The organism is Rhodococcus sp. PvR099, from assembly GCF_017833315.1.
Classification (GTDB): domain Bacteria; phylum Actinomycetota; class Actinomycetes; order Mycobacteriales; family Mycobacteriaceae; genus Rhodococcus_G; species Rhodococcus_G oryzae.
In genome coordinates this window covers 3,841,241-3,859,884 of the sequence record NZ_JAFIBV010000001.1, presented here as the reverse complement: position 1 = coordinate 3,859,884, position 18,644 = coordinate 3,841,241, and the positions used below count along the sequence as shown (strand labels likewise).

Below are 18,644 nucleotides of genomic sequence, written 5' to 3'. Positions count from 1 at the left end.
GACGGGGCCTTAGCTCAGTTGGTAGAGCGCTGCCTTTGCAAGGCAGATGTCAGGAGTTCGAATCTCCTAGGCTCCACAGCAGCAACACAATCGGACACAGCGTCACATCAACACCCCTCACTCTCCGGTGGGGGGTGTTTTTTGCTGACAGGGGCGAAGGCCACGAGCGGATCGCATGCCGGGGCAAGTTCATCGAATTGTGTTCGAGATCACATGCGCTCGACTACTGTTCGGCTGGGGGAAATCGCAACCGAACCCGGGAGCCGACATGAAACTCAGGAAGATTGTCGCCACTGCACTGTTCGTGACGGCCGCGATGGGCGCCGGGGCGGTCACCGCGCACGCCGACCCAGCCGCGCTGGTCGGTGCTCAGATGCAAGGCAGGGATCAGGGCGTCGGATACACCACGGGACTCACGCCGGGCGGGAACTCGGTCGTCACGTTGCTCGACGCGGGCGTGTTCCGGGTCTCCGGCGACGGGACCGGGGTCAGCGTGCTCCGGGGCGACGGATCGTCCATCGGCACGATTCCCCTCGCGTACCGGGTGAACGGTGAGACGCACGCGATCGCGCCCGCGATCGGTGACGGCGGCCGGAGCCTGACATTGACGCCGACACTGCTTCCCTCTGCCGTCCAACCGGTCGCCTGGGACAACCCCGCGGACCAACAGCGCCTGATGGGGGAGATCCAGAAGGCTCAGATGGGCGGGATCGTCGGGCAGACCGTCGGCGGGATCATCGGGCTCCTCGTCGGCTGCGTGGTGGGCGTGCTCGCCGGCTGCTTCCCCGGATCGATCATCGGCTCGCTCATCGGCGGTGTGATCGGGCTGGACATGGTCGGCGGGGAACCGTTGCGGGCGGCGTTCTTCAACTTCGTCGGGCCGCTTCCGACCCTGCCGGGGATGCCGGCACCCGCGGCGCCCTGATTTGCGCCCGCACAGCAACACACGACAAACACACAGCCCGCGATCAGCTCCTGGTCGCGGGCTGTGCGCTGTGCATCGCCGAGTGTGCAGGTGTCGGCGTAAATGCCGAGAGGGGCGGACGGTAGCTGCACACTCGGCGACCGGTGCCGTGCCTGTGCAATTGTGAACAAACCTGTGCAGCAATTGGTTTCGGTGCCGCGCGGTCGCATGTCCGAGAGCCCGAATCGGCCCGACCGTCGCGCGAAAAGTATGTGTTACCGTGCGTACGGCTTCGTGTTCGGAGTCAACGAACACGGGGCGGAGTCGACGGTGGACAAGAGTGTGCGCGCAATCGGGTGGCGGGGTGCGGTCGTGGCGGCCGCCCTGTCGGTGGTCGTGGCCGCGATCGCGGCGCCCGCCGCCGCCGCGGCGCCCGCGGACTTCTACACGCCGCCTGCCGATCTGACGGCGAGCGCACCCGGCGACCTGATCCGCAGCGAGCCGTCCGAACTCGCGCTCCGGGTGCCGGGAACAGACGGAGCGTTCCCCGCCGACGGACGGCGCATCATGTACCGCAGCACCGACGCGAACGGCGCGGCCAACGCGGTCACCGGCACCTACCTCGAGCCGCAGCGGCAGTGGGAGGGCCCCGGACCCCGGCCCCTGGTCAGCCTCGCGGTCGGCACCCACGGCCAGGGCGACCAGTGCGCCCCCTCCAAGCTGCTGAACCAGCTCCTGACCTACCAGGCACCGATCGGCCTGATGACCGAGTACGAGGTGCTCGGTATCAACGCGCTGCTGCTGCAGGGGATCGCCGTCGTCGTCACCGACTACGACGGCCTGGGCACGCCGGGCATGCACACCTACGTCAACCGCGCGGCCGAGGCGCACGCGGTGCTGGACGCGGCCCGTGCCGCCAAGAACCTGCCCGGCACCTCGATCACCCCGGCAGGCCCGGTCGGATTCTGGGGGTACTCGCAGGGTGGCGGCGCCGCGGCGGCCGCGTCCGAGCTCGCCGCCGACTACGCGCCGGAACTGCAGGTGAAGGGCACCTACGCCGGGGCGCCCCCCGCGGACCTCGCCGCGACCCTGGCGCAGATCGACGGTTCCTTCCTCACCGGCGCGATCGGCTACGCGATCAACGGTCTGGCCCAGGCCTACCCCGAGTCCCGGCCGCTCATCGAGGCGGAGCTCAACGAGAAGGGCAAGGCGATGCTGGCGGAGACGCGGAACTACTGCGTCATCGAGACCGGTGCGCGCTTCGCCTTCCAGAAGACCAACGAGTACACCCGCGGCGGCGAATCGCTCTCCGTGGTGCTCGACCGGCTGCCGTTGGCGAAGGAACTGCTGGAGCGACAGCGGATCGGCACGAGGACGCCGACCGGGCCGGTGCTGATCCAGTCCGGCAACCACGACGACGTGGTGCCCTTCGGCCAGGCCGAACAGCTGGCCGGGGCCTGGTGCGGTCGCGGCGCGACGGTGCAGTTCACCGAGAACCCGCTCCCGAGCGTCCTGCCTGGCTCCGTGATCAACCACGCTGCGCCGCTTGTCCTCGGACTGCCCGAGGCACTGACCTACATGGTCGACCGGTTCCACGATCGACCGGCACCGAGCACCTGTTCATCCTGACGCCTCCTGGCCCTCCGGTAGCAGGGGCCACCGATACCGTGGGGTGATGTGCTGCCGTCGGCGAGCCGCGATGCTCGTGGCATGACGACCCACGCAGCCCCGCCCCGCAGGTGGGCGCCGACGACGGTGTACGTGCTGGTGGCGTTTCTCGCGGGCGGCGTCCTCGTGGCGCTCCAGGCAGTGACCGGCCCCGACCCGGACCTGCTCGAACTGGTGCAGTTCGCACCCGCGATCGCGGTCGCGGCGGTCCTGCTGGTGTGGCGGGGCAGATGGCGGCCGCCGCTCGCGGTGAGCCTGTGGCGGCCCGACCCGGCCATCCTCGCGGCCGCGAGCGGCTCGGTTGTGATCATCCTGGCGCTGCCGGCGGCGGTGCTCGTGTCCCTCGGCGCAGGCCCCGATTTCTCGGCCGTCCGCGCCGGCGCGGCGCCGCTGGGCCTGCTGGTCCTTGCGCAGTGCGTCGGGGCATACGGGGAGGAACTCGGCTGGCGGGGGTTCCTGCAGCCCTACCTGCGCACGAGGCACTCCGTGCTGATCACCGGCGTGCTCGTCGGGACCGTCTGGGGGGTGTGGCACGTGCAGGTGTTCGCGGCGGGCGCCGCCTATGCGGCGGCCTTCCTGTCGGCGACGATCGCGATGTCCGTCCTGCTCGCGGTGCTCCTCGACAACGGGCGTCAGGGCAGCCTGTTGATCGCCACCGTGTTCCACGCGGCCGTCAATCTCGGCCTGCTGGCGTTCGGCGACGCCGGCGGCCGTGAGCCCATGCTGTGGTCGTCGATGGCCGTCGCCGCGGCGGGCTGTGCCGCGGCGACAGCGGCGCTCAGGAGTTCTCGAAATCCTGCAGGCTCGGCGGAGCGGGGGCGACAGGCGGCACCTCGCGCCGACGCTCCTTGAGGTACACGGCGCCCGCCGCCACGGCGGCACCGAGACCGACGACGAGCAGCGCACGCCTGCCGCGCCTGCGGCCGCGACCCTTGACCTGCTCGGCGGCCACGGCCGCCACGGCCTGCTCGTCCACCAGCGCGAGGGCGGGGACGGCCTTCGGCCGGGACGACAGTGCCTTCCTGGCCAGGGTGTAGCCCTGACGGCCGAGATAGAGGCTCAACGCTCCGGTGCCCTTGGCCACCACTCCGGTGCCCTTCGCGACACCTCCCGTTCCCCTGGCGAACCCGAGCGCCGCGAGCTGCGCGAGCCTCAATGCGCTACTGAGCGTGGTGGATTCGGGGGCGGGGGGTACCACCTCGAGGGTGGGCGCCTGCTCGGCCGGGGCGGGGACAGAAACCGGGGTGGACTTCGTCGCGCGAGTCATCTGTCCACTGTCGCACATGTTCCGTACGGCGGAATGGCACCATGGTGGAGTGACCTCACCGAATCAGACCGCAACCGCAACGCTGCACACCAACCGCGGCGACATCAAGATCGCCCTGTTCGGCAACCACGCGCCGAAGACCGTCGCGAACTTCGTCGGACTCGCCGACGGCACCCAGAACTACAGCACCGAGAACGCCTCGGGCGGCAAGACCGGACCGTTCTACGACGGCGCCGTCTTCCACCGCGTCATCGACGGCTTCATGATCCAGGGCGGCGACCCGACCGGCACCGGCCGTGGCGGCCCCGGCTACCAGTTCGGCGACGAGTTCCACCCGGAGCTGCAGTTCGACAAGCCCTACCTGCTGGCCATGGCGAACGCAGGCCCGGGCACCAACGGCTCGCAGTTCTTCATCACCACCGGCAAGACCCCGCACCTCAACCGCAAGCACACCATCTTCGGTGAGGTCGTGGACGAGGAGTCGAAGAAGGTCGTCGACGCCATCTCCGGAACCTCGGTGGACCGCACGGACCGCCCGCTGGAGGCGGTCGTCATCAACAGCATCACCATCTCCTGATCGGTACCGCGAGATGACCAACCCCGGTTGGGGTGGCGTTGCCGGTGACGGCACCCCGCCCCAACCGCGGTGCGTCCGGCACCCGGACCGGCCCACCGCGCTCTCCTGCACCCGCTGCGGCCGTCCCGCGTGCGTCGAGTGCCTGCGACCGGCCGCCGTCGGCCAGCACTGCGTCGACTGCATCGCCGCCGACGCCAAGACCACCCGCTCGGCCCGCACCGTCGCCGGTGCGCAGCTCCGGACCGGCCTGCCGACCCCGATCGTCACCTACGTCCTGATCGGGCTCAACGTCCTGATCTACGCGATCACGGTGCTCCAGTCCGGCAACGTGGCGAACAACCACCTCGGCTCGCCGCTGTTCACCAGCTGGGCGCTCTGGCCGCCCGCGGTCGCCGACGGCGACCTGGTTCGTGTCGTCGGCAGCGGCTTCCTGCACTTCGGTGCCGTCCACCTGCTGGTCAACATGTTCGCGCTCTGGGTGATCGGCCGCGACACCGAGATCATCCTCGGGCGCTCCCGCTACGTCGCGGTGTACCTCGTCTCGATCCTCGGTGGCTCGGCAGCCGTGATGGCCTTCCAGGTGAACGCCGTCACCGCGGGCGCCTCGGGTGCGGTCTTCGGACTGATGGGCGCGCAGGCGGTGATCCTTCTGCGGCTCAAGCGCAGCCCCGGCCCGGTCCTGGCGATCATCGCCCTCAACGTGATCATCAGCGTGACGATCCCGGGGATCTCGCTGTGGGGGCACCTCGGCGGGCTCGTCGCGGGCGCCGCCGCCACCGCGGCGCTGATGTTCGCCCCCGGCAGCCTCGGCACCCCCGCGGAGCGCCAGAAGGCGCGCACGCTCGGCTGGGGCGGCCTCGCCGCCGTCACCGTCGTCTCGGTCGGCGTCATCGCGCTGCGGATGGCGCAGCTGCGGTCCGAACTCGGGATGTAGTCGCCTCGCCGGCTACGGGCGCGGCCGCTCCGGCGGCACCAGCCCGCGGCCGGCGAGCGCCTCGAAGACATCGGTGGGATCGGTACCGAGGTCCCAGCGACCGAAGATCATCAGCTTGTCGTCGTCGACACCGGGCGGGCGCACGTCGATCTCCAGCATCGGCACCCGACGGCCCAGCCGCGGATAGCGCACGATCCGGACCCGGCTCAGCTCCGACGCCGGGTACTCGTGGCGTCCGGTCAGCCGCTGCACCGCGATCCCCCTCGCGCCGTCGAGCACGGCGAGCCGCGGCCGCTGGCGCAGCCCCAGTGCGGTGATCACCAGTAGCCCGAGAGCGCCGAGGCCGATCAGCACCCGTCCCGCCGGATCCGACGCCACCGCCGCGGCGGCGAGGAGCATGGCCACCCCGCCGACACCGGTCGCGATCAGCGCACCGGTGGGTGTGGACCATGCGAACTCGGGGTTGTGCACAGGGTTTTCGGGGTTGTGCACAGGCTCTCCACAGTTATCCACAGGGTTTATCCACATTGGGGATGAATGACAACGATGTAATTGACGCGGTCAGAATGGGGATATCCCCAGCTCAGCGCCATCTCATCGTCATGATGAGGCCGACAACCATGAATCCGAAGCCGATCAGGAAGTTGTAGGCCCCCAGGTCGTTCATCCAGGTGATCTGGTCCGCGGCCAGGTAGTAGACGATCAGCCACGCGAGTCCGAGCAGCATGAAGCCGAGCATCACCGACACGTAGAGCGTGCTGGATGGGCCGACCTTGACCTTCACGGGCGTGCGGTTCGCGGGATTGATCGTGTAGTCGGTCTTCTTGCGGACCTTCGACTTGGGCATGACGTCCTCGTTGGTTCAGTGTGGATCGTGCGATTGCGTCGGCGTCGGCGTCGACGCCCACCAGGTAGATTCGAGATTACCGGTGGTGAGTACACGCTAGCCGAGCACAGACGTGCCCGGGCAGGGTCTGCTGGCTGGACCTGCGAGCGGACAGGGGAGGAGGCGGGCGGCTGTGACCGAACCCGATCCGACCGCACCCGATCCGACCGTATCCCACCGGCCCGCGGCGCACGCGGCGCCGCGGCGCAGGCAACTCTTCTGGAAGATCTGCGTCCCGGTGGTCTGCGTGGTCACCGGGTTGCTGTTGGCGACCACCCGCGCGGTCTCGGAGGGCAACGAGCTGCGGCGCGGAGACACTACGAGGCTCTCCGACCTCGTGCGCAGCGCGCAGGCGGACGTGGATGACGCGGCGGGGGTGCGCGACGGGTTGGCCGCGCAGCTGGCCGCCCTCCAGGACGAGGCGGCCGGTTCCGACTCCGATGTCGCAGGCGTCCTCGAGCAGAGCCGGGCGCTGGAGGCCGCGGCGGGCCTGGCTGCGGTCACCGGACCCGGCGTTCGGGTGACCCTCACCGACGCGCCCCGCGACTCCGACGGGAAGTTCCCCGCCGGAGCCTCGCCCGACGATCTCGTCGTGCACCAGCAGGATGTGCAGAGCGTGCTGAACGCGCTATGGGCTGGCGGGGCGGTCGCGGTCGGGATGCAGGACCAGCGCATCGTCAACACCTCGGCGCCGCGTTGTATCGGCAACACGCTGCTGCTGCACGGGCGGACCTACAGCCCGCCGTATCAGATGACGGCGATCGGCGACCCGGCCCGGATCGAGGCCGCGCTCGCCGCCGAGCCCGGCGTGCGCACCTTCAAGCAGTACGCGGTCCGCTACGGGCTTGGGTACACCCAGGAGGCGTCGGAGACGTTCACCGTGCCGGCCTACACCGGTCAGCTGCGGACCAAGTTCGCGAACTAGGCCGCCGCGCCGCTCGTGCGTGATCCGTACCCCAGGTGGGGTGCAGATCGCGCACGGGCGACGAAGCCGCATATCCTGCTGGAATGCGCATCCTGGTCGTCGACAACTACGACAGCTTCGTGTTCAACCTGGTGCAGTACCTCGGCCAGCTCGGCACCAAGGCCACTGTCTGGCGCAACGACGACCCGGAGCTGGCCGACCGCGACGCCGTCGCGGCGCAGTTCGACGGGGTGCTGCTGAGCCCGGGACCGGGCACGCCGCAGCGGGCGGGCGCGAGCATGGACCTGGTCGCGGCGTGCGCGGCGGCCCGCACCCCGCTGCTCGGGGTGTGCCTCGGCCACCAGTCCATCGGCGCAGCGTTCGGCGCCACCGTCGACCGGGCACCGGAACTGCTGCACGGCAAGACCAGCCAGGTCGGTCATGACGGCACCGGGGTGCTGGCCGGGCTGCCCGACCCGTTCACCGCCACCCGCTACCACTCGCTGACGGTGCTGCCGGAGACGATGCCGGACGAGCTGATCGCCACCGCGCACACCGACACCGGGATCGTGATGGCGATGCGGCACCGGGAGCTGCCGATCCACGGCGTCCAGTTCCATCCGGAGTCGGTGCTCACCCAGGGCGGCCACCGGATGCTGGCGAACTGGCTAGAGGTGTGCGGGCAGCGGCCGCCGGAGGCGCTCGTCTCGACGCTCGAGGCCGAGGTCGCCCAGGCGCTGGGGTCCGCGCTCACCCACAACTGAGCCGTGCGCCGAGCTCAGTCGGCATGCCCGGACATGAGCTCCGTGATCGGGGCGAGGTCGAAATAGTCTCGCCACGAAGTGATTTCGCCCGCCTCGATCTCGAAGACACCCATCACGGGCAATTCCACGTGCTTGTCCCCGAGGGTGAACCGGTCGGTGCGTTCGTTGAGGACGACGGTCCCGTTCGACGCCTGGTGGTGGATGGTGAACTCGATTCCTCCGAATGCCGAAATGAAGCCGTCCAGGAAGTCGGCGATGGCCGCGCGTCCGAACAGTGGTTCCATCGGAATGTTGTGGTAAACAGCGTCTTCGCTGAAATATCCAGCGATCGACGCCGCGTCACCCGCCCTCCATTCCGCGCAGAAGGCCGTGACGAGGTCGCTCGGAGAGATGTTCATTCGATGTCCTGTCGGGATCGTGTCGGGCTGTCGGTCAGCTGATCTGGAGCGGCACCCGGAGGTGGCGCCGCACGAAGATGCTCGGCACCCAGCTCGCCTCGTCGGCGATGGAGATCCGGGTGCTGCGTTCGAGGAGCGGGGTGACGGCGGCGAGGGCCTCCATCCGCGCGAGCGCCGACCCGATGCAGAAATGGGCACCCTTGCCGAAGGCGAGATGGGAGCGGATGCCCGGGCGGTCGAGGACGACCTCGTCGGGACGCTCGAACCGGGCGGGATCGCGGTTCGCCGACCCCCACAGCAGGAGGGCGTGACTGCCCGCGGGTAGCGCGACCCCGCCCAGCGTGGTGTCCGCGACGACGTGCCGGTGGTGCGCCCGGAACGGGGATTCCAGCCGGAGCGCCTCGTCGAGGAAGGGGTCGATCAGGGAGGGATCGTCGCGGAGTGCGCGCTGGACGTCGGGGTGGGTGGCGAGCAGCCGTGCCGAACTGGCGATCAGCCCGGCCGTCGACTCGCCGCCCGCGCCGACCAACTGGACGAGGATCAGCACCGCGACGTCGTCGGTCAGGTCACCGGTCGCGCAGGCGCGCGCCAGCACACCCATGAGGTCGTCCTTCGGATCGTCCTTGGCCCGGACGAAGTGGGTGTGCAGGTAGCCGGCGAGCTCGACCGACGAGGTGACGAGCTGCCCGAGCCGGTCCGCGGTGACCACTCCGCCGAGCAGTTCCGTGCTGTCGTACGCCCAGGTCAGGAGCTGCGGGACGTCGCTCTCGGGCAGGCCGACGAGATGGGCGATGAGGGCGAGGGGCAGCTTGTCGGCCATGTCGGTCGCGTAGTCGATCCGGTCGTCCCGCACGCCCTCGGCCCACAGCTGGTCGACCAGGAGATCGACCGTCGGGCCCAGCGCGCGGATCCTCTTGCCGAGCGTCTGCAGAACCAGCTTGCGGTGGTGGGCGTGCGTCGGGTCGTCGGCGGTCGCGAGCACGTGCACCGCCCGGCCGCCGCCGTCCATGTCGAAGGTCACCGGCGGCCCGTCGGCCGGCTGAACGAGGACCCCGGTCAGATTGGAGGAGAAGTCGTCGACGCGTGCCGCCGCCTCGGTGACCAGAACCCAGGTGGAGACGAGATAGAAGTCGGTTCCCGGGACCCGGTGGACGGGTGAGTTCTCTCGGAGTGTGCGGTACAGCCCGTTCGGGTCGTCGAGATTCGCCGGATCGAAGAGGTCGATCCCCTCGAGTGGCAACGCGGTCATCGAATCTCCCACCGTTAGTAGAACCTGTTTCAGCGCCACCACCGTTCACCTGCCGACGGTGGCCTGTCAAGGGCTCGAAAAAGTTGAGATCAGGCATCGTGACCTGCTCAAACAGGAAATCTCACGCCGTGGAGAAGGTGACGGCCCCACGCTGCTCACGACGTTGCATCTCCGCCTCCGCTATAGACTGAGAGACACAATTTCGTCTCACCGTGAGACTTCGGTGAGACGCCGCCAGGAGGTGTTCCGTGCGTGAATCGGATACGGCCAAGGACTGGCTGGCAGGCGGGAACCGGCGCGCGATCGGGGTTGAGCGGATCCATGCCGCAGCGGCCGAGCTGTTCCTCGAGCGGGGGATCGACCAGGTCAGCGTCGAGGATGTCGCGGCAAGGGCCGGGTGTTCACGAGCGACGCTGTACCGCCACGTCGGCGGCAAGTCCGCTCTGGTCGGGGGCGTCGTCTCCGCGGCGGCCGCGGCGGTGGCCCAGCGGGTCGCGGCCGAGGTGGAACGGTTGAGCGGTTCCCGCCGGATCGTCGAGGCGATCCTGATCTCCGTCGCGGCCGTGCGCGCGGATGCCGCGCTGTCACAGTGGCTGACGAACTCCCGCACCGGCCGCGGCGACGATTACCTCGCGTCATCGCCGGAACTCGGCCGGGTCGCCACGGCGTTGACGGGCATCGCGCCCGATGCGGAGGCGGCGCAGTGGATCGTGCGGGTGGTCATCTCGCTGCTCACGGTGCCGGCGGGAGACCCGGCGGCGGAACGCCGGATCGTCGAACGGTTCGTCGAACCGGCCTTTCGGTAGCCGCGGCGTCCGGGATGCCGCGCCTACGCGTGAGGGGCATCTTCGTGCGGTCGAACCGCACGAAGATGCCCCTCAACGGAACGGGCTACCGGCTACCGGGGAATACCGAGCTGACCGATCCCGACCGAGATGGTCGAGGTCTTGGAGATCTCCGAGCCCGCCGGCTGCGCCTGCGTGACCACCTTGCCGACCTGATCGGTCTCCAGGGTGGCCTCGGGATGCTGGACGAGCTGGCTCGAGGATCCGGTCCAACCCGCGCGCCGCAGTGAGTCCAGCGCCTGCGACACGCTCTGGTTGTTCAGGTTGGGCATTGTGACCATGTTGCCGTTCGACACCCGGATCTTGACGGTGGCGCCCTTGGCCGCCGCGCTGCCGCCGGTCGGGTCGGTGGAGACGACCTCGCCCTTGGGCTTGCCGGAGTCGATGTTCTCGACCTGGACCTTGAAGCCCGCGCCCTCGATGTTCGGTTGCGCGACGTCGAGGGTCTGGCCGACGACGTTCGGGATCCGGATCTGTTCCGGTCCGCTGCCGAGGGTGATCTTCACGGCGCCGTCCAGCGCGACATTCGACCCGGCTTCCGGCTTCTGCGCGACCACCTTGTCCAGCTGGTCTTGCGTCGACGCGGCGGTGCTCACCGTCGAGTCCAACTGCAGGCCGATCGTGTTCAGCGCCTGCGCCGCCTGCGCCTGTGTCATGCCGGTCAGCGTCGGGACCTCCACCTCCTGCGGACCGGTTGACACGTCGAGAGTCACCGTGGTGCCTTCGTCGGCCCTGGTTCCCGCGACGGGGATGCTGGCGATGACGTTGCCCGAGGCCACGTTATCGCTCGGCTTCGGCTGGCTCTGCACCCGGAAACCGAGATCCTGCAGTGCGTTCTGGGCGTCCTGCGCGGACTGGTTGGCGACGTTCGGGACCGTGACCTGCGCGGCCTTCGAGCCGGGGCCGAGCGACCACAGGAACGCGCCGACGATGCCGATCACGGCCAGGGCCGCCAGCGACAGCAGCACCGCGCGCACCGCCTTACGGCTGCGCGGCTGGCCGTCCTCCGGCGCAGGCGCGGCCGCCTGCGCCACCGGCGGGGGCGAGACGGGGGCCGCGCCGTACCGGTTCTGTGCGTCCACCGCGCCGAGGATCGTGGTGCGGTCCTCGTCGTTCATCACCATCGGTGCGCCCGGACGCTGACCGCCGAGCACCCGCACCAGATCGGAGCGCATGTCGGCGGCGCTCTGGTACCGGTTGGCCGGGTTCTTGCTCATCGCCTTGAGGATCACCGAGTCGAGCTCGCGCGGCACGTTCGGATTCACGCTCGAGGGCAGGGCCGGGTCCTCCCGGACATGCTGGTAGGCGACGGCCACCGGGGAATCGCCCTTGAACGGCGGCTCGCCGGTGAGGATCTCGAACAGCACGCAGCCGAGCGAGTACACGTCCGAGCGGGCGTCGACCTGCTCGCCGCGCGCCTGCTCGGGCGAGAGGTACTGCGCCGTGCCGATCACCGCGGATGTCTGCGTCATCGGGCTGGAGGCATCGGAGATCGCGCGGGCGATGCCGAAATCCATCACCTTCACCGCGCCCGCGCGGTTGATCATGATGTTCGCCGGCTTGATGTCGCGGTGCACGATCCCGTTGCGATGGCTGAAATCGAGCGCCGCACACACGTCGGCGATGACCTCCATCGCGCGCCGGGCCTGCATGGGGCCCTCGGTGCGGACGATGTCGCGCAGCGTGTCGCCGTCGACGTACTCCATCACGATGTACGGCAGCGGACCGCCGTCGGTCTCGGCCTCGCCGGTGTCGTAGACGGCCACGATGGCCGGATGGTTCAGTGCCGCCGCGTTCTGCGCCTCGCGGCGGAAACGGAGGTAGAACGTGGGGTCGCGGGCGAGATCGGCGCGCAGCACCTTGATCGCTACATCCCGGCTCAGGCGCATGTCGCGGGCGAGGTGCACCTCGGACATGCCACCGAAGCCGAGGATCTCGCCCAGCTCGTAGCGGGAGGAGAGCTTGCGGGGTGTGGTCATGGCTGTCCTTGCGGGGCCGGTTCGAGGACGTCCGGCGTGGTCGTGGCGGTGGTCGTGCGGGGCGCTGTCGTGGTGGTGGTGGTCGGTTCCGTCGTGGTGGTCGTCGGCTCCGTGGTGGTCGTAGTTTCCTCGGTGGTGGTGGTGGTCGGTTCCGTCGTGGTGGTCGTCGGTTCCTCGGTCGTGGTCGTCCGCTCCGTGGTGGTGGTCACGGGCGGGCGGGTGGTTGTGGTGACCACGGGCCGCGTCGTCGTCACCGGCGGCGGCGTCGGATTGCTCGGCGCTCCGTCACCGCCGGACAGGAGAATCCACACGGAGATCAGCAGGGCCGCGAGCAGCAGGCCGCCGCCGCCCCACGCGAGGATCTTCTGTCCCTTGGTCATGCCCGTCGCCACCGCCGGCACCGACCCGGAATCGGGGCCAGCATATTCGCGCTGGGACGTCGGCAACATCTGGGTCCCGACGATGGGCGGCACCGCCCCCGTCATGGGCCGCGGCGGCAGGCCCGCCCCTGGCAGCGGCGGCCGCGCGCCGGACCTGACCACGGCGACCGCGTCGGCGAATTCGCCGCCGCTGCCGTACCGCGCGGCCGGGTCCTTGGCCATTGTGATGTCGATCAGCTCGCGCACGTTCGGCGGCAGATCCGCAGGCAGCGGGCTCGGCACCTCCTGAACGTGCTTCATCGCCACCGTCAGTGCGCCGTCGCCGACGAACGGCCGGCGGCCGGAGAGGGCCTCGTAGCCGACGACGCCAAGCGAGTACACGTCGCTGGCAGGCGAGGCGTCCTGTCCGAGGGCCTGTTCGGGCGCGATGTACTGGGCGGTGCCCATCACCATGCCGGTCCGGGTCACCGGGGAGGCCTCGACGGCCTTCGCGATGCCGAAGTCGGTGATCTTCACCTGGCCGGCGGGGGTGATCAGGATGTTGCCGGGTTTGACGTCGCGGTGCACCACGCCCGCCTCGTGCGCCACCTGAAGGGCGCGGCCGGTCTGCTCGAGCATGTCGAGCGCGTGCGGCAGCGCCAGCCGGCCGACACGCCCCAGCACCGCGTTCAGCGGCTCTCCGTTGACCAACTCCATCACCAGGTACGCGGTGGACTGGCCGACGCTGTCGAGGGTCTCGCCGTAGTCGTAGATCCCCGCGATGCCGGGGTGGTTGAGCTGGGCGGTGGTGCGGGCCTCCGTGCGGAAGCGCTCCAGGAACTCGGGGTCCGCAGAGTACTCCGACTTGAGGACCTTGACCGCGACCCGGCGGTGCAGGCGGTTGTCGACGCCCTCCCAGACCTGGCCCATGCCGCCGGTGGCGATCAGCCGCTGCAGCCGGTACCGGTTCGCGATCACCGCGCCGTTGTTCAGACTCATCACTCAGCCCCCCTGCCGCAGTCCGGCTTCGATGACGGCCCGCCCGATCGGTGCCGCGACCGAGCCTCCGGTCGCGGCCAGGGCGCGGTCGCCGCCGTTCTCCACGAGCACGGCGATCGCGATCTCCGGGTTCGCCGCCGGGGCGAACCCGATGTACCAGGCGTGCGGTGGGGTGTTGCGGGGATCGCTGCCGTGCTCGGCGGTTCCGGTCTTGGAGGCGATCTGGACGCCGGGGATCTTGTTGCCGCCGCCGGTGTTGTTCTCCGAGCCGATCATCAGGTCGGTGAGCGTCGCGGCCACCTGTGGGGACACCGCCTGACCCAGCGACTCGGGGTGCGTCGTCGCCAGGTTCGACAGGTCGGGACTCTGCAGCTGGGCCACCACGTGCGGCTGCATCCGGACGCCGCCGTTCGCGACGGTCGCGGCGATCACGGCGTTCTCCAGCGGGGTCAGCGCGACGTCGCGCTGACCGATGCTGGACTGCCCGAGCGCGGCGTCGTCGGGGATCGATCCGACGGTGCCGTCCGCGACCGGCATCGGGATGCCGGGCGAATCGGGCTGGATGCCGAATCCGGCGGCCTCGTCCTTGAGGGCGTCGGCGCCGGTCCGGATGCCCAGCTCGACGAACGCCGTGTTGCAGGACCTGGCGAAGGCCTCCCGCAGCGTGGCGGTCGGACCGCCGCCGCAGGTGCTGCCGTTGTAGTTCTCCAGCGTGGTGTTGGTGCCGGGCAGCGTGATGTTCGGCGCCGCGGTCAGCTGCTCCTCCGGGTTTGCCCCGTTGCTCAGCGCGGCGGCGGTGACCACCACCTTGAACGTCGAGCCGGGCGGATAAGTCTGCGAGATGGCCCGGTTGAGCAGCGGCTTGTCCTCGTCCTCGTTCAGCGCCTCCCAGGCCTCGGTGCTGACCGCGCCGTCGTGGCTGGCCAGCAGGTTCGGGTCGTAGCTGGGCGTGCTCACCATCGCCAGCACCTCGCCGGTGCTGGGCCGGATCGCGACAACGGAGCCGGTGTAGCCCTTGGCGGTCAGCTGGTCGTACGCCACCTGCTGGACGACCGGGTCGAGAGTGGTGACCACGTTGCCGCCGCGCGGGTCGCGGCCGGAGACCAGGTCGAAGAACCGTCGCCCGAACAGTCTGTTGTCGGAGCCGTTGAGCACCTGGTCCTCGGTGCGTTCGAGTCCGGTGCTGCCGTAGAGCATCGAGTAGAAGCCGGTGACCGGCGCGTTCGCGAACGGGCTCGACGGTGCCGCCGGGTTCGGCGGATACGTGCGCAGGTACTTGTACCGGTCGTCGGTGGGGACCGACGCGGCCAGCACCTGACCGCCCGCCGAGATCTGTCCGCGCTGACGCGAGTACTCGTCGAGCAGGACCCGGGAGTTCCGCGGGTCGGTGCGCAGGTCGTCGGCCTTGATGACCTGCACGTACGTGGCGTTGGCCAGGAGTGCCACCACCATGACCATGACCGCCATCGCGACGCGGCGCAGGGGCGTGTTCATGGGCGCCTCAGCATTTCGGTCGGTGCGTCCGCGATGGGGGCGGGTCCCTTCTTCGTGGGCTTCGGTGGGGTCCGCGCGGAGTCGGAGATCTTGATGAGCAGCGCCAGCAGCAGGTAGTTCGCCAGCAGCGAGGAGCCGCCGTACGACATGTACGGGGTGGTCAGGCCGGTCAGCGGGATCAGCTTGGTCACACCGCCGACGACCACGAAGACCTGGATCGCCACGGTGAACGAGAGCCCGGCGGCGAGCAGCTTGCCGAAGCTGTCACGCACCGCCAGCGCGGTCCGCAGCCCGCGGATGACGAAGATCAGGAACAGCATCAGCACGGCGGCCAGGCCGATCAGCCCGAGCTCCTCGCCGATCGTGGCGACGATGAAGTCGGTCTTCGCGAACGGGACCTGGGACGGCCGCCCGCTGCCGAGGCCGGTTCCGGCGAGCCCGCCGGTTGCGAGCCCGAAAAGTGACTGCGAGATCTGATACCCGGTGTTGTTGTAGTCGCCGAGCGGGTCGAGCCAGGTGTTCACCCGGACCCGGACGTGGCCGAAGAGCTGATAGGCGAACACGAACCCGAGCGCGAGCAGCCCGCCGCCGATCAGCAGCCAGCCGACCCGTTCGGTGGCGATGTAGAGCATCACCAGCACGGTGCCGAACAGCAGCAGCGAGGTGCCCAGGTCCTTTTCGAGCACCAGCACGCCGATGGAGACGATCCAGGCGACGAGGATCGGCCCGAGGTCACGGGCGCGCGGCAGGTCCATGCCGAAGAAATGCCTGCCCGCCGTGGTGAACAGCTCGCGCTTGGACACCAGGACGGAGGCGAAGAAGATGATCAGCAGGATCTTGGCGAATTCTCCGGGCTGAATGCTGAAGAACGGCAACTTGATCCAGATCTTCGCGCCGTTCACCTCGGACATCGACGACGGCAGCACCGCGGGGAGTGCGAGCAGCACCAGGCCGGCAAGGCCCAGGGTGTAGCTGTAGCGCGCCAGCAGTCGGTAGTCCTCGAGGAACACCAGCACCGCGATGAAGCCGGCGATCGCGAGCGCGGTCCACAGCACCTGCTGATTGGCGTCGGGGGAGGGGATCTCCCACCCGAAGGAGGCCGCGGTCGCGGCGTCGGCGAGGTCGAGCCGGTGGATGAGCACCAGTCCGAGACCGTTGAGCAGCGCGACGATCGGCAGCAGCAAGGGGTCGGCGTGCGGCGCGAACCTGCGCACCGCGAGGTGGGCGATGACGAACAGGACCGCATAGGCGAGCGCGTACTTGGCCAGGTCGAGGGTGATCTTCTGCTCCTGGCTCGCCTCGACCAGGATCAGCGACAGGGTGGTGATCGCGATGGCGCAGCAGATCAGCACCAGTTCGACGTTGCGTCGGTTCGATTGCACGGGTGCGGGCGCGAACCCTCCGGCCGGACTCGGGAAGGAGGGCCCCGACGGTGCCGCGGAGACAGACATCAGCGGCCGGTCCTGCAGTTCTGCCCGGGCACCTGTGCCTGAGCCAGCTCGGAGGGGCTGAGCGGCGGCGCCGCGGTGGTGGTGGGCGTCGGCGGCGCCGCGGACGGCGGCGGTTGGGTGGGCGGCGAGGCCGGGATGGTCGGCGCGGCGGGGGCACCGGTCGCCGGGGGAGCTGGGGGCGCGGGGGGCGCGGCGGTGACGCTCTGGCACACCGGGAGCAGGTCGGCGGTGGCGAGACGGCTCATCTGACGCTTGGCGTCGTCGAGGCTCCCGGACGGCAGGCCGGCGCGCACCTGTTCACGCGCGGAGGGCTGCAGGTCGTCCACCATCAGCAGGGTGCAGTTCGTCGGCTCCGCGTCCGGGGTCACCAGGCTCAGCGAGCCGCTGTTGGTGATGCACCCGACGAGGTTCGCCTCCTGCAGCGAGTACCCGAACACGGAACCGGGGACGCCGCGCAGCACGGTCACCCGGCTGTCATCCGCACCCACGTAGTAGTTGCTGCGGATCAGGCTGCGCCCGACAACGAGTCCCACGACCACGACGGCGATCAGCCCCAGTCCCAACAGGATCCAGGTCAGTCGTCGCTTCGGCTTCGCGGCCTCGGTGTCGACCGGGCCGGTCACCCGGCGCGGGGTCGCCCGCGGCGGGCGCATGGCGGCGGCCCGTCCGGCGGCGGTGTCCGGCGGCGGGGAGTCGTCCTCGTCCTCGTGGGAGGCGGCGCCCGCCACGATGGGGTGGCTCTGGCCGTAGTCGAGGTCGATGACGTCGGCGACCACCACCGTGACGTTGTCCGGTCCGCCGCTGCGCAGCGCCAGTTCGATCAGCCGGTCGGCGGACTCGCCGTGCTCCCCCTCGCCGAGCACCTCCGAGATGGTCTCGTCGCTGACGACATCGGAGAGTCCGTCGGAGCACAACAGGTACCGGTCGCCCGCGCGGGCCTCCCGGACCGTGAGCGTCGGCTCGATCTCGTTGCCGGTCAGCGCCCGCATGATCAGCGAACGCTGCGGGTGGGTGTGCGCCTGCTCGGCGGTGATCCGTCCCTCGTCGACGAGGGACTGGACGAAGGTGTCGTCGCGGGTGATCTGGGTGAGCACGCCCTCGCGCAGCAGGTATGCACGCGAGTCGCCGATGTGCACCAGGCCGAGCTTGGTGCCCGCGAACAGGATCGCGGTCAGGGTGGTGCCCATGCCGTCGAGTTCGGGCTCCTCCTCGACCTGATCGGCGATGGCGGCGTTGCCCGCGCGGGTGGCGGCCTCGAGCTTGCCCAGCAGGTCCTCGCCGGGTTCGTCGTCGTCGAGATGCGCGAGGGCCGCGATCATCAGCTGGGAGGCGACCTCGCCCGCGGCGTGGCCGCCCATGCCGTCGGCGAGCGCGAGCAGCCGGGCGCCCGCGTACACGGAATCTTCGTTGTTCGAGCGCACCAGGCCGCGGTCGCTGCGGGCCGCGTAACGGAGGACGAGGGTCACGGGCGCAGCTCGATCACGGTCTTGCCCACGCGAACCGGGGTGCCGAGGGGCACCCGCACCGCGGTGGTCACCTTCGCGCGGTCCAGATAGGTGCCGTTGGTCGATCCGAGATCCTCCACGTACCAGTCGGTTCCGCGCTGGGACAGCCGGGCGTGCCGGGTGGAGGCGTAGTCGTCGGTGAGCACGAGGGTGGAATCGTCGGCTCGGCCGATCAGGACGGGCTGCGCGCCGAGCGTGATGCGGGTGCCCGCCAGCGCGCCCTGCGTGACGATGAGGAACTTGGCCACCTTCGGCTTGCCGAACGAGGGCAGCACCGAGGCGCTCCGCGAATACCGGGGCGGGACACGCACACCCGAGGCTGCGTAGACGTCACTGCGCAGGGCACGGAGCACGCCCCAGACGAACAGCCACAGCAACAGCAGGAAGCCCGCCCTGGTCAACTGCAGGATGAGTCCCTGCACGGCGGTCCACCTCCTCATTCGTGGCGATCGGGTGGTCCC

At 69.9% G+C, this 18,644-nt stretch carries 19 protein-coding genes and 1 tRNA gene; 9 read left to right on the top strand and 11 right to left on the bottom strand.

Features of this window, described 5'->3' with window-relative positions; all coding sequences use genetic code 11:
• Positions 1-3 precede the first annotated feature (3 nt).
• The 4 genes from JOE46_RS17775 (at position 4) to JOE46_RS17760 (ending at position 3,424) form a co-directional block, all read left to right on the top strand.
• Positions 4-76: transfer RNA gene (locus tag JOE46_RS17775), tRNA-Ala, on the top strand.
• A gap of 192 nt (positions 77-268) precedes the next feature.
• Positions 269-925, top strand: coding sequence for a hypothetical protein (locus tag JOE46_RS17770; protein WP_209927980.1), 657 nt, complete (start codon positions 269-271; stop codon positions 923-925).
• A gap of 309 nt (positions 926-1,234) precedes the next feature.
• Positions 1,235-2,533, top strand: a complete 1,299-nt coding sequence (locus tag JOE46_RS17765; RefSeq protein WP_307861301.1) for a lipase family protein — start codon at positions 1,235-1,237, stop codon at positions 2,531-2,533.
• A gap of 81 nt (positions 2,534-2,614) precedes the next feature.
• Positions 2,615-3,424 carry a CPBP family intramembrane glutamic endopeptidase gene (locus JOE46_RS17760; RefSeq protein WP_209927977.1) on the top strand — a complete coding sequence of 270 codons (810 nt, stop codon included), beginning with the start codon at positions 2,615-2,617 and terminating at the stop codon, positions 3,422-3,424.
• Here the strand turns inward: JOE46_RS17760 and JOE46_RS17755 are convergent.
• A complete protein-coding gene (locus JOE46_RS17755) occupies positions 3,351-3,839 on the bottom strand; it encodes a hypothetical protein (RefSeq protein WP_143548392.1) in 489 nt (162 codons plus the stop codon). The two genes, JOE46_RS17760 and JOE46_RS17755, sit on opposite strands and share 74 nt — an antisense overlap.
• Positions 3,840-3,855: 16 nt before the next feature.
• On the opposite strand from JOE46_RS17755, the gene JOE46_RS17750 reads away from it, so the two are divergent.
• Positions 3,856-4,416: a peptidylprolyl isomerase gene (locus tag JOE46_RS17750; RefSeq protein ID WP_179800473.1), complete on the top strand. Its 561-nt coding sequence runs from the start codon at positions 3,856-3,858 to the stop codon at positions 4,414-4,416.
• Between the two features lie 13 nt (positions 4,417-4,429).
• Positions 4,430-5,350 carry a rhomboid family intramembrane serine protease gene (locus JOE46_RS17745; RefSeq protein ID WP_097210734.1) on the top strand — a complete coding sequence of 307 codons (921 nt, stop codon included), beginning with the start codon at positions 4,430-4,432 and terminating at the stop codon, positions 5,348-5,350.
• A 12-nt stretch (positions 5,351-5,362) separates the two neighbouring features.
• Here JOE46_RS17745 and JOE46_RS17740 read toward each other — a convergent pair whose 3' ends face one another.
• Positions 5,363-5,842, bottom strand: coding sequence for a PH domain-containing protein (locus tag JOE46_RS17740; protein ID WP_307861300.1), 480 nt, complete (start codon positions 5,840-5,842; stop codon positions 5,363-5,365).
• A gap of 91 nt (positions 5,843-5,933) precedes the next feature.
• Positions 5,934-6,197 carry a cell division protein CrgA gene (crgA, locus tag JOE46_RS17735; RefSeq protein ID WP_027502149.1) on the bottom strand — a complete coding sequence of 88 codons (264 nt, stop codon included), beginning with the start codon at positions 6,195-6,197 and terminating at the stop codon, positions 5,934-5,936.
• A 265-nt stretch (positions 6,198-6,462) separates the two neighbouring features.
• On the opposite strand from crgA, the gene JOE46_RS17730 reads away from it, so the two are divergent.
• On the top strand, positions 6,463-7,161 hold the full coding sequence (locus JOE46_RS17730) for a DUF881 domain-containing protein (protein ID WP_209929158.1): 699 nt from the start codon (positions 6,463-6,465) through the stop codon (positions 7,159-7,161).
• Between the two features lie 83 nt (positions 7,162-7,244).
• Entirely contained in the window at positions 7,245-7,904 is a 660-nt protein-coding gene (locus tag JOE46_RS17725; RefSeq protein WP_209927975.1) for an aminodeoxychorismate/anthranilate synthase component II, read from the top strand.
• A gap of 14 nt (positions 7,905-7,918) precedes the next feature.
• Here JOE46_RS17725 and JOE46_RS17720 read toward each other — a convergent pair whose 3' ends face one another.
• Positions 7,919-8,296 (bottom strand): limonene-1,2-epoxide hydrolase family protein, encoded by a 378-nt coding sequence (locus tag JOE46_RS17720; RefSeq protein ID WP_209929157.1) that lies wholly within the window; start codon positions 8,294-8,296, stop codon positions 7,919-7,921.
• A gap of 40 nt (positions 8,297-8,336) precedes the next feature.
• Complete coding sequence (locus JOE46_RS17715; protein WP_209927974.1) at positions 8,337-9,551, bottom strand: cytochrome P450; 1,215 nt, start codon at positions 9,549-9,551, stop codon at positions 8,337-8,339.
• Positions 9,552-9,799: 248 nt separating this feature from the next.
• Here JOE46_RS17715 and JOE46_RS17710 point away from each other — a divergent pair, with 248 nt between their 5' ends.
• Positions 9,800-10,357: a TetR/AcrR family transcriptional regulator gene (locus JOE46_RS17710; RefSeq protein ID WP_209927973.1), complete on the top strand. Its 558-nt coding sequence runs from the start codon at positions 9,800-9,802 to the stop codon at positions 10,355-10,357.
• Between the two features lie 92 nt (positions 10,358-10,449).
• On the opposite strand, the gene pknB is transcribed toward JOE46_RS17710, so the two are convergent.
• From pknB to JOE46_RS17680, 6 genes are read right to left on the bottom strand one after another with little or no spacing between them, the layout of a single operon-like run.
• Positions 10,450-12,375 carry a Stk1 family PASTA domain-containing Ser/Thr kinase gene (pknB, locus tag JOE46_RS17705; RefSeq protein WP_097210729.1) on the bottom strand — a complete coding sequence of 642 codons (1,926 nt, stop codon included), beginning with the start codon at positions 12,373-12,375 and terminating at the stop codon, positions 10,450-10,452.
• The gene (locus tag JOE46_RS17700; protein WP_097210728.1) at positions 12,372-13,733 is read right to left on the bottom strand and encodes a serine/threonine-protein kinase; all 1,362 of its coding nucleotides are present in this window, start codon (positions 13,731-13,733) and stop codon (positions 12,372-12,374) included. The genes pknB and JOE46_RS17700 overlap by 4 nt, the downstream gene beginning before the upstream one ends.
• Before the next feature lie 3 nt (positions 13,734-13,736).
• Positions 13,737-15,227, bottom strand: a complete 1,491-nt coding sequence (locus JOE46_RS17695; RefSeq protein WP_209927972.1) for a penicillin-binding protein 2 — start codon at positions 15,225-15,227, stop codon at positions 13,737-13,739.
• Entirely contained in the window at positions 15,224-16,678 is a 1,455-nt protein-coding gene (locus JOE46_RS17690) for an FtsW/RodA/SpoVE family cell cycle protein (RefSeq protein WP_097210726.1), read from the bottom strand. The genes JOE46_RS17695 and JOE46_RS17690 overlap by 4 nt, the downstream gene beginning before the upstream one ends.
• A complete protein-coding gene (locus JOE46_RS17685; protein WP_097210725.1) occupies positions 16,678-18,144 on the bottom strand; it encodes a PP2C family serine/threonine-protein phosphatase in 1,467 nt (488 codons plus the stop codon). The genes JOE46_RS17690 and JOE46_RS17685 overlap by 1 nt, the downstream gene beginning before the upstream one ends.
• Positions 18,141-18,605 carry an FHA domain-containing protein gene (locus JOE46_RS17680; RefSeq protein WP_077044015.1) on the bottom strand — a complete coding sequence of 155 codons (465 nt, stop codon included), beginning with the start codon at positions 18,603-18,605 and terminating at the stop codon, positions 18,141-18,143. Before JOE46_RS17680 ends, JOE46_RS17685 begins: the two co-directional genes overlap by 4 nt.
• Positions 18,606-18,644 lie beyond the last annotated feature (39 nt).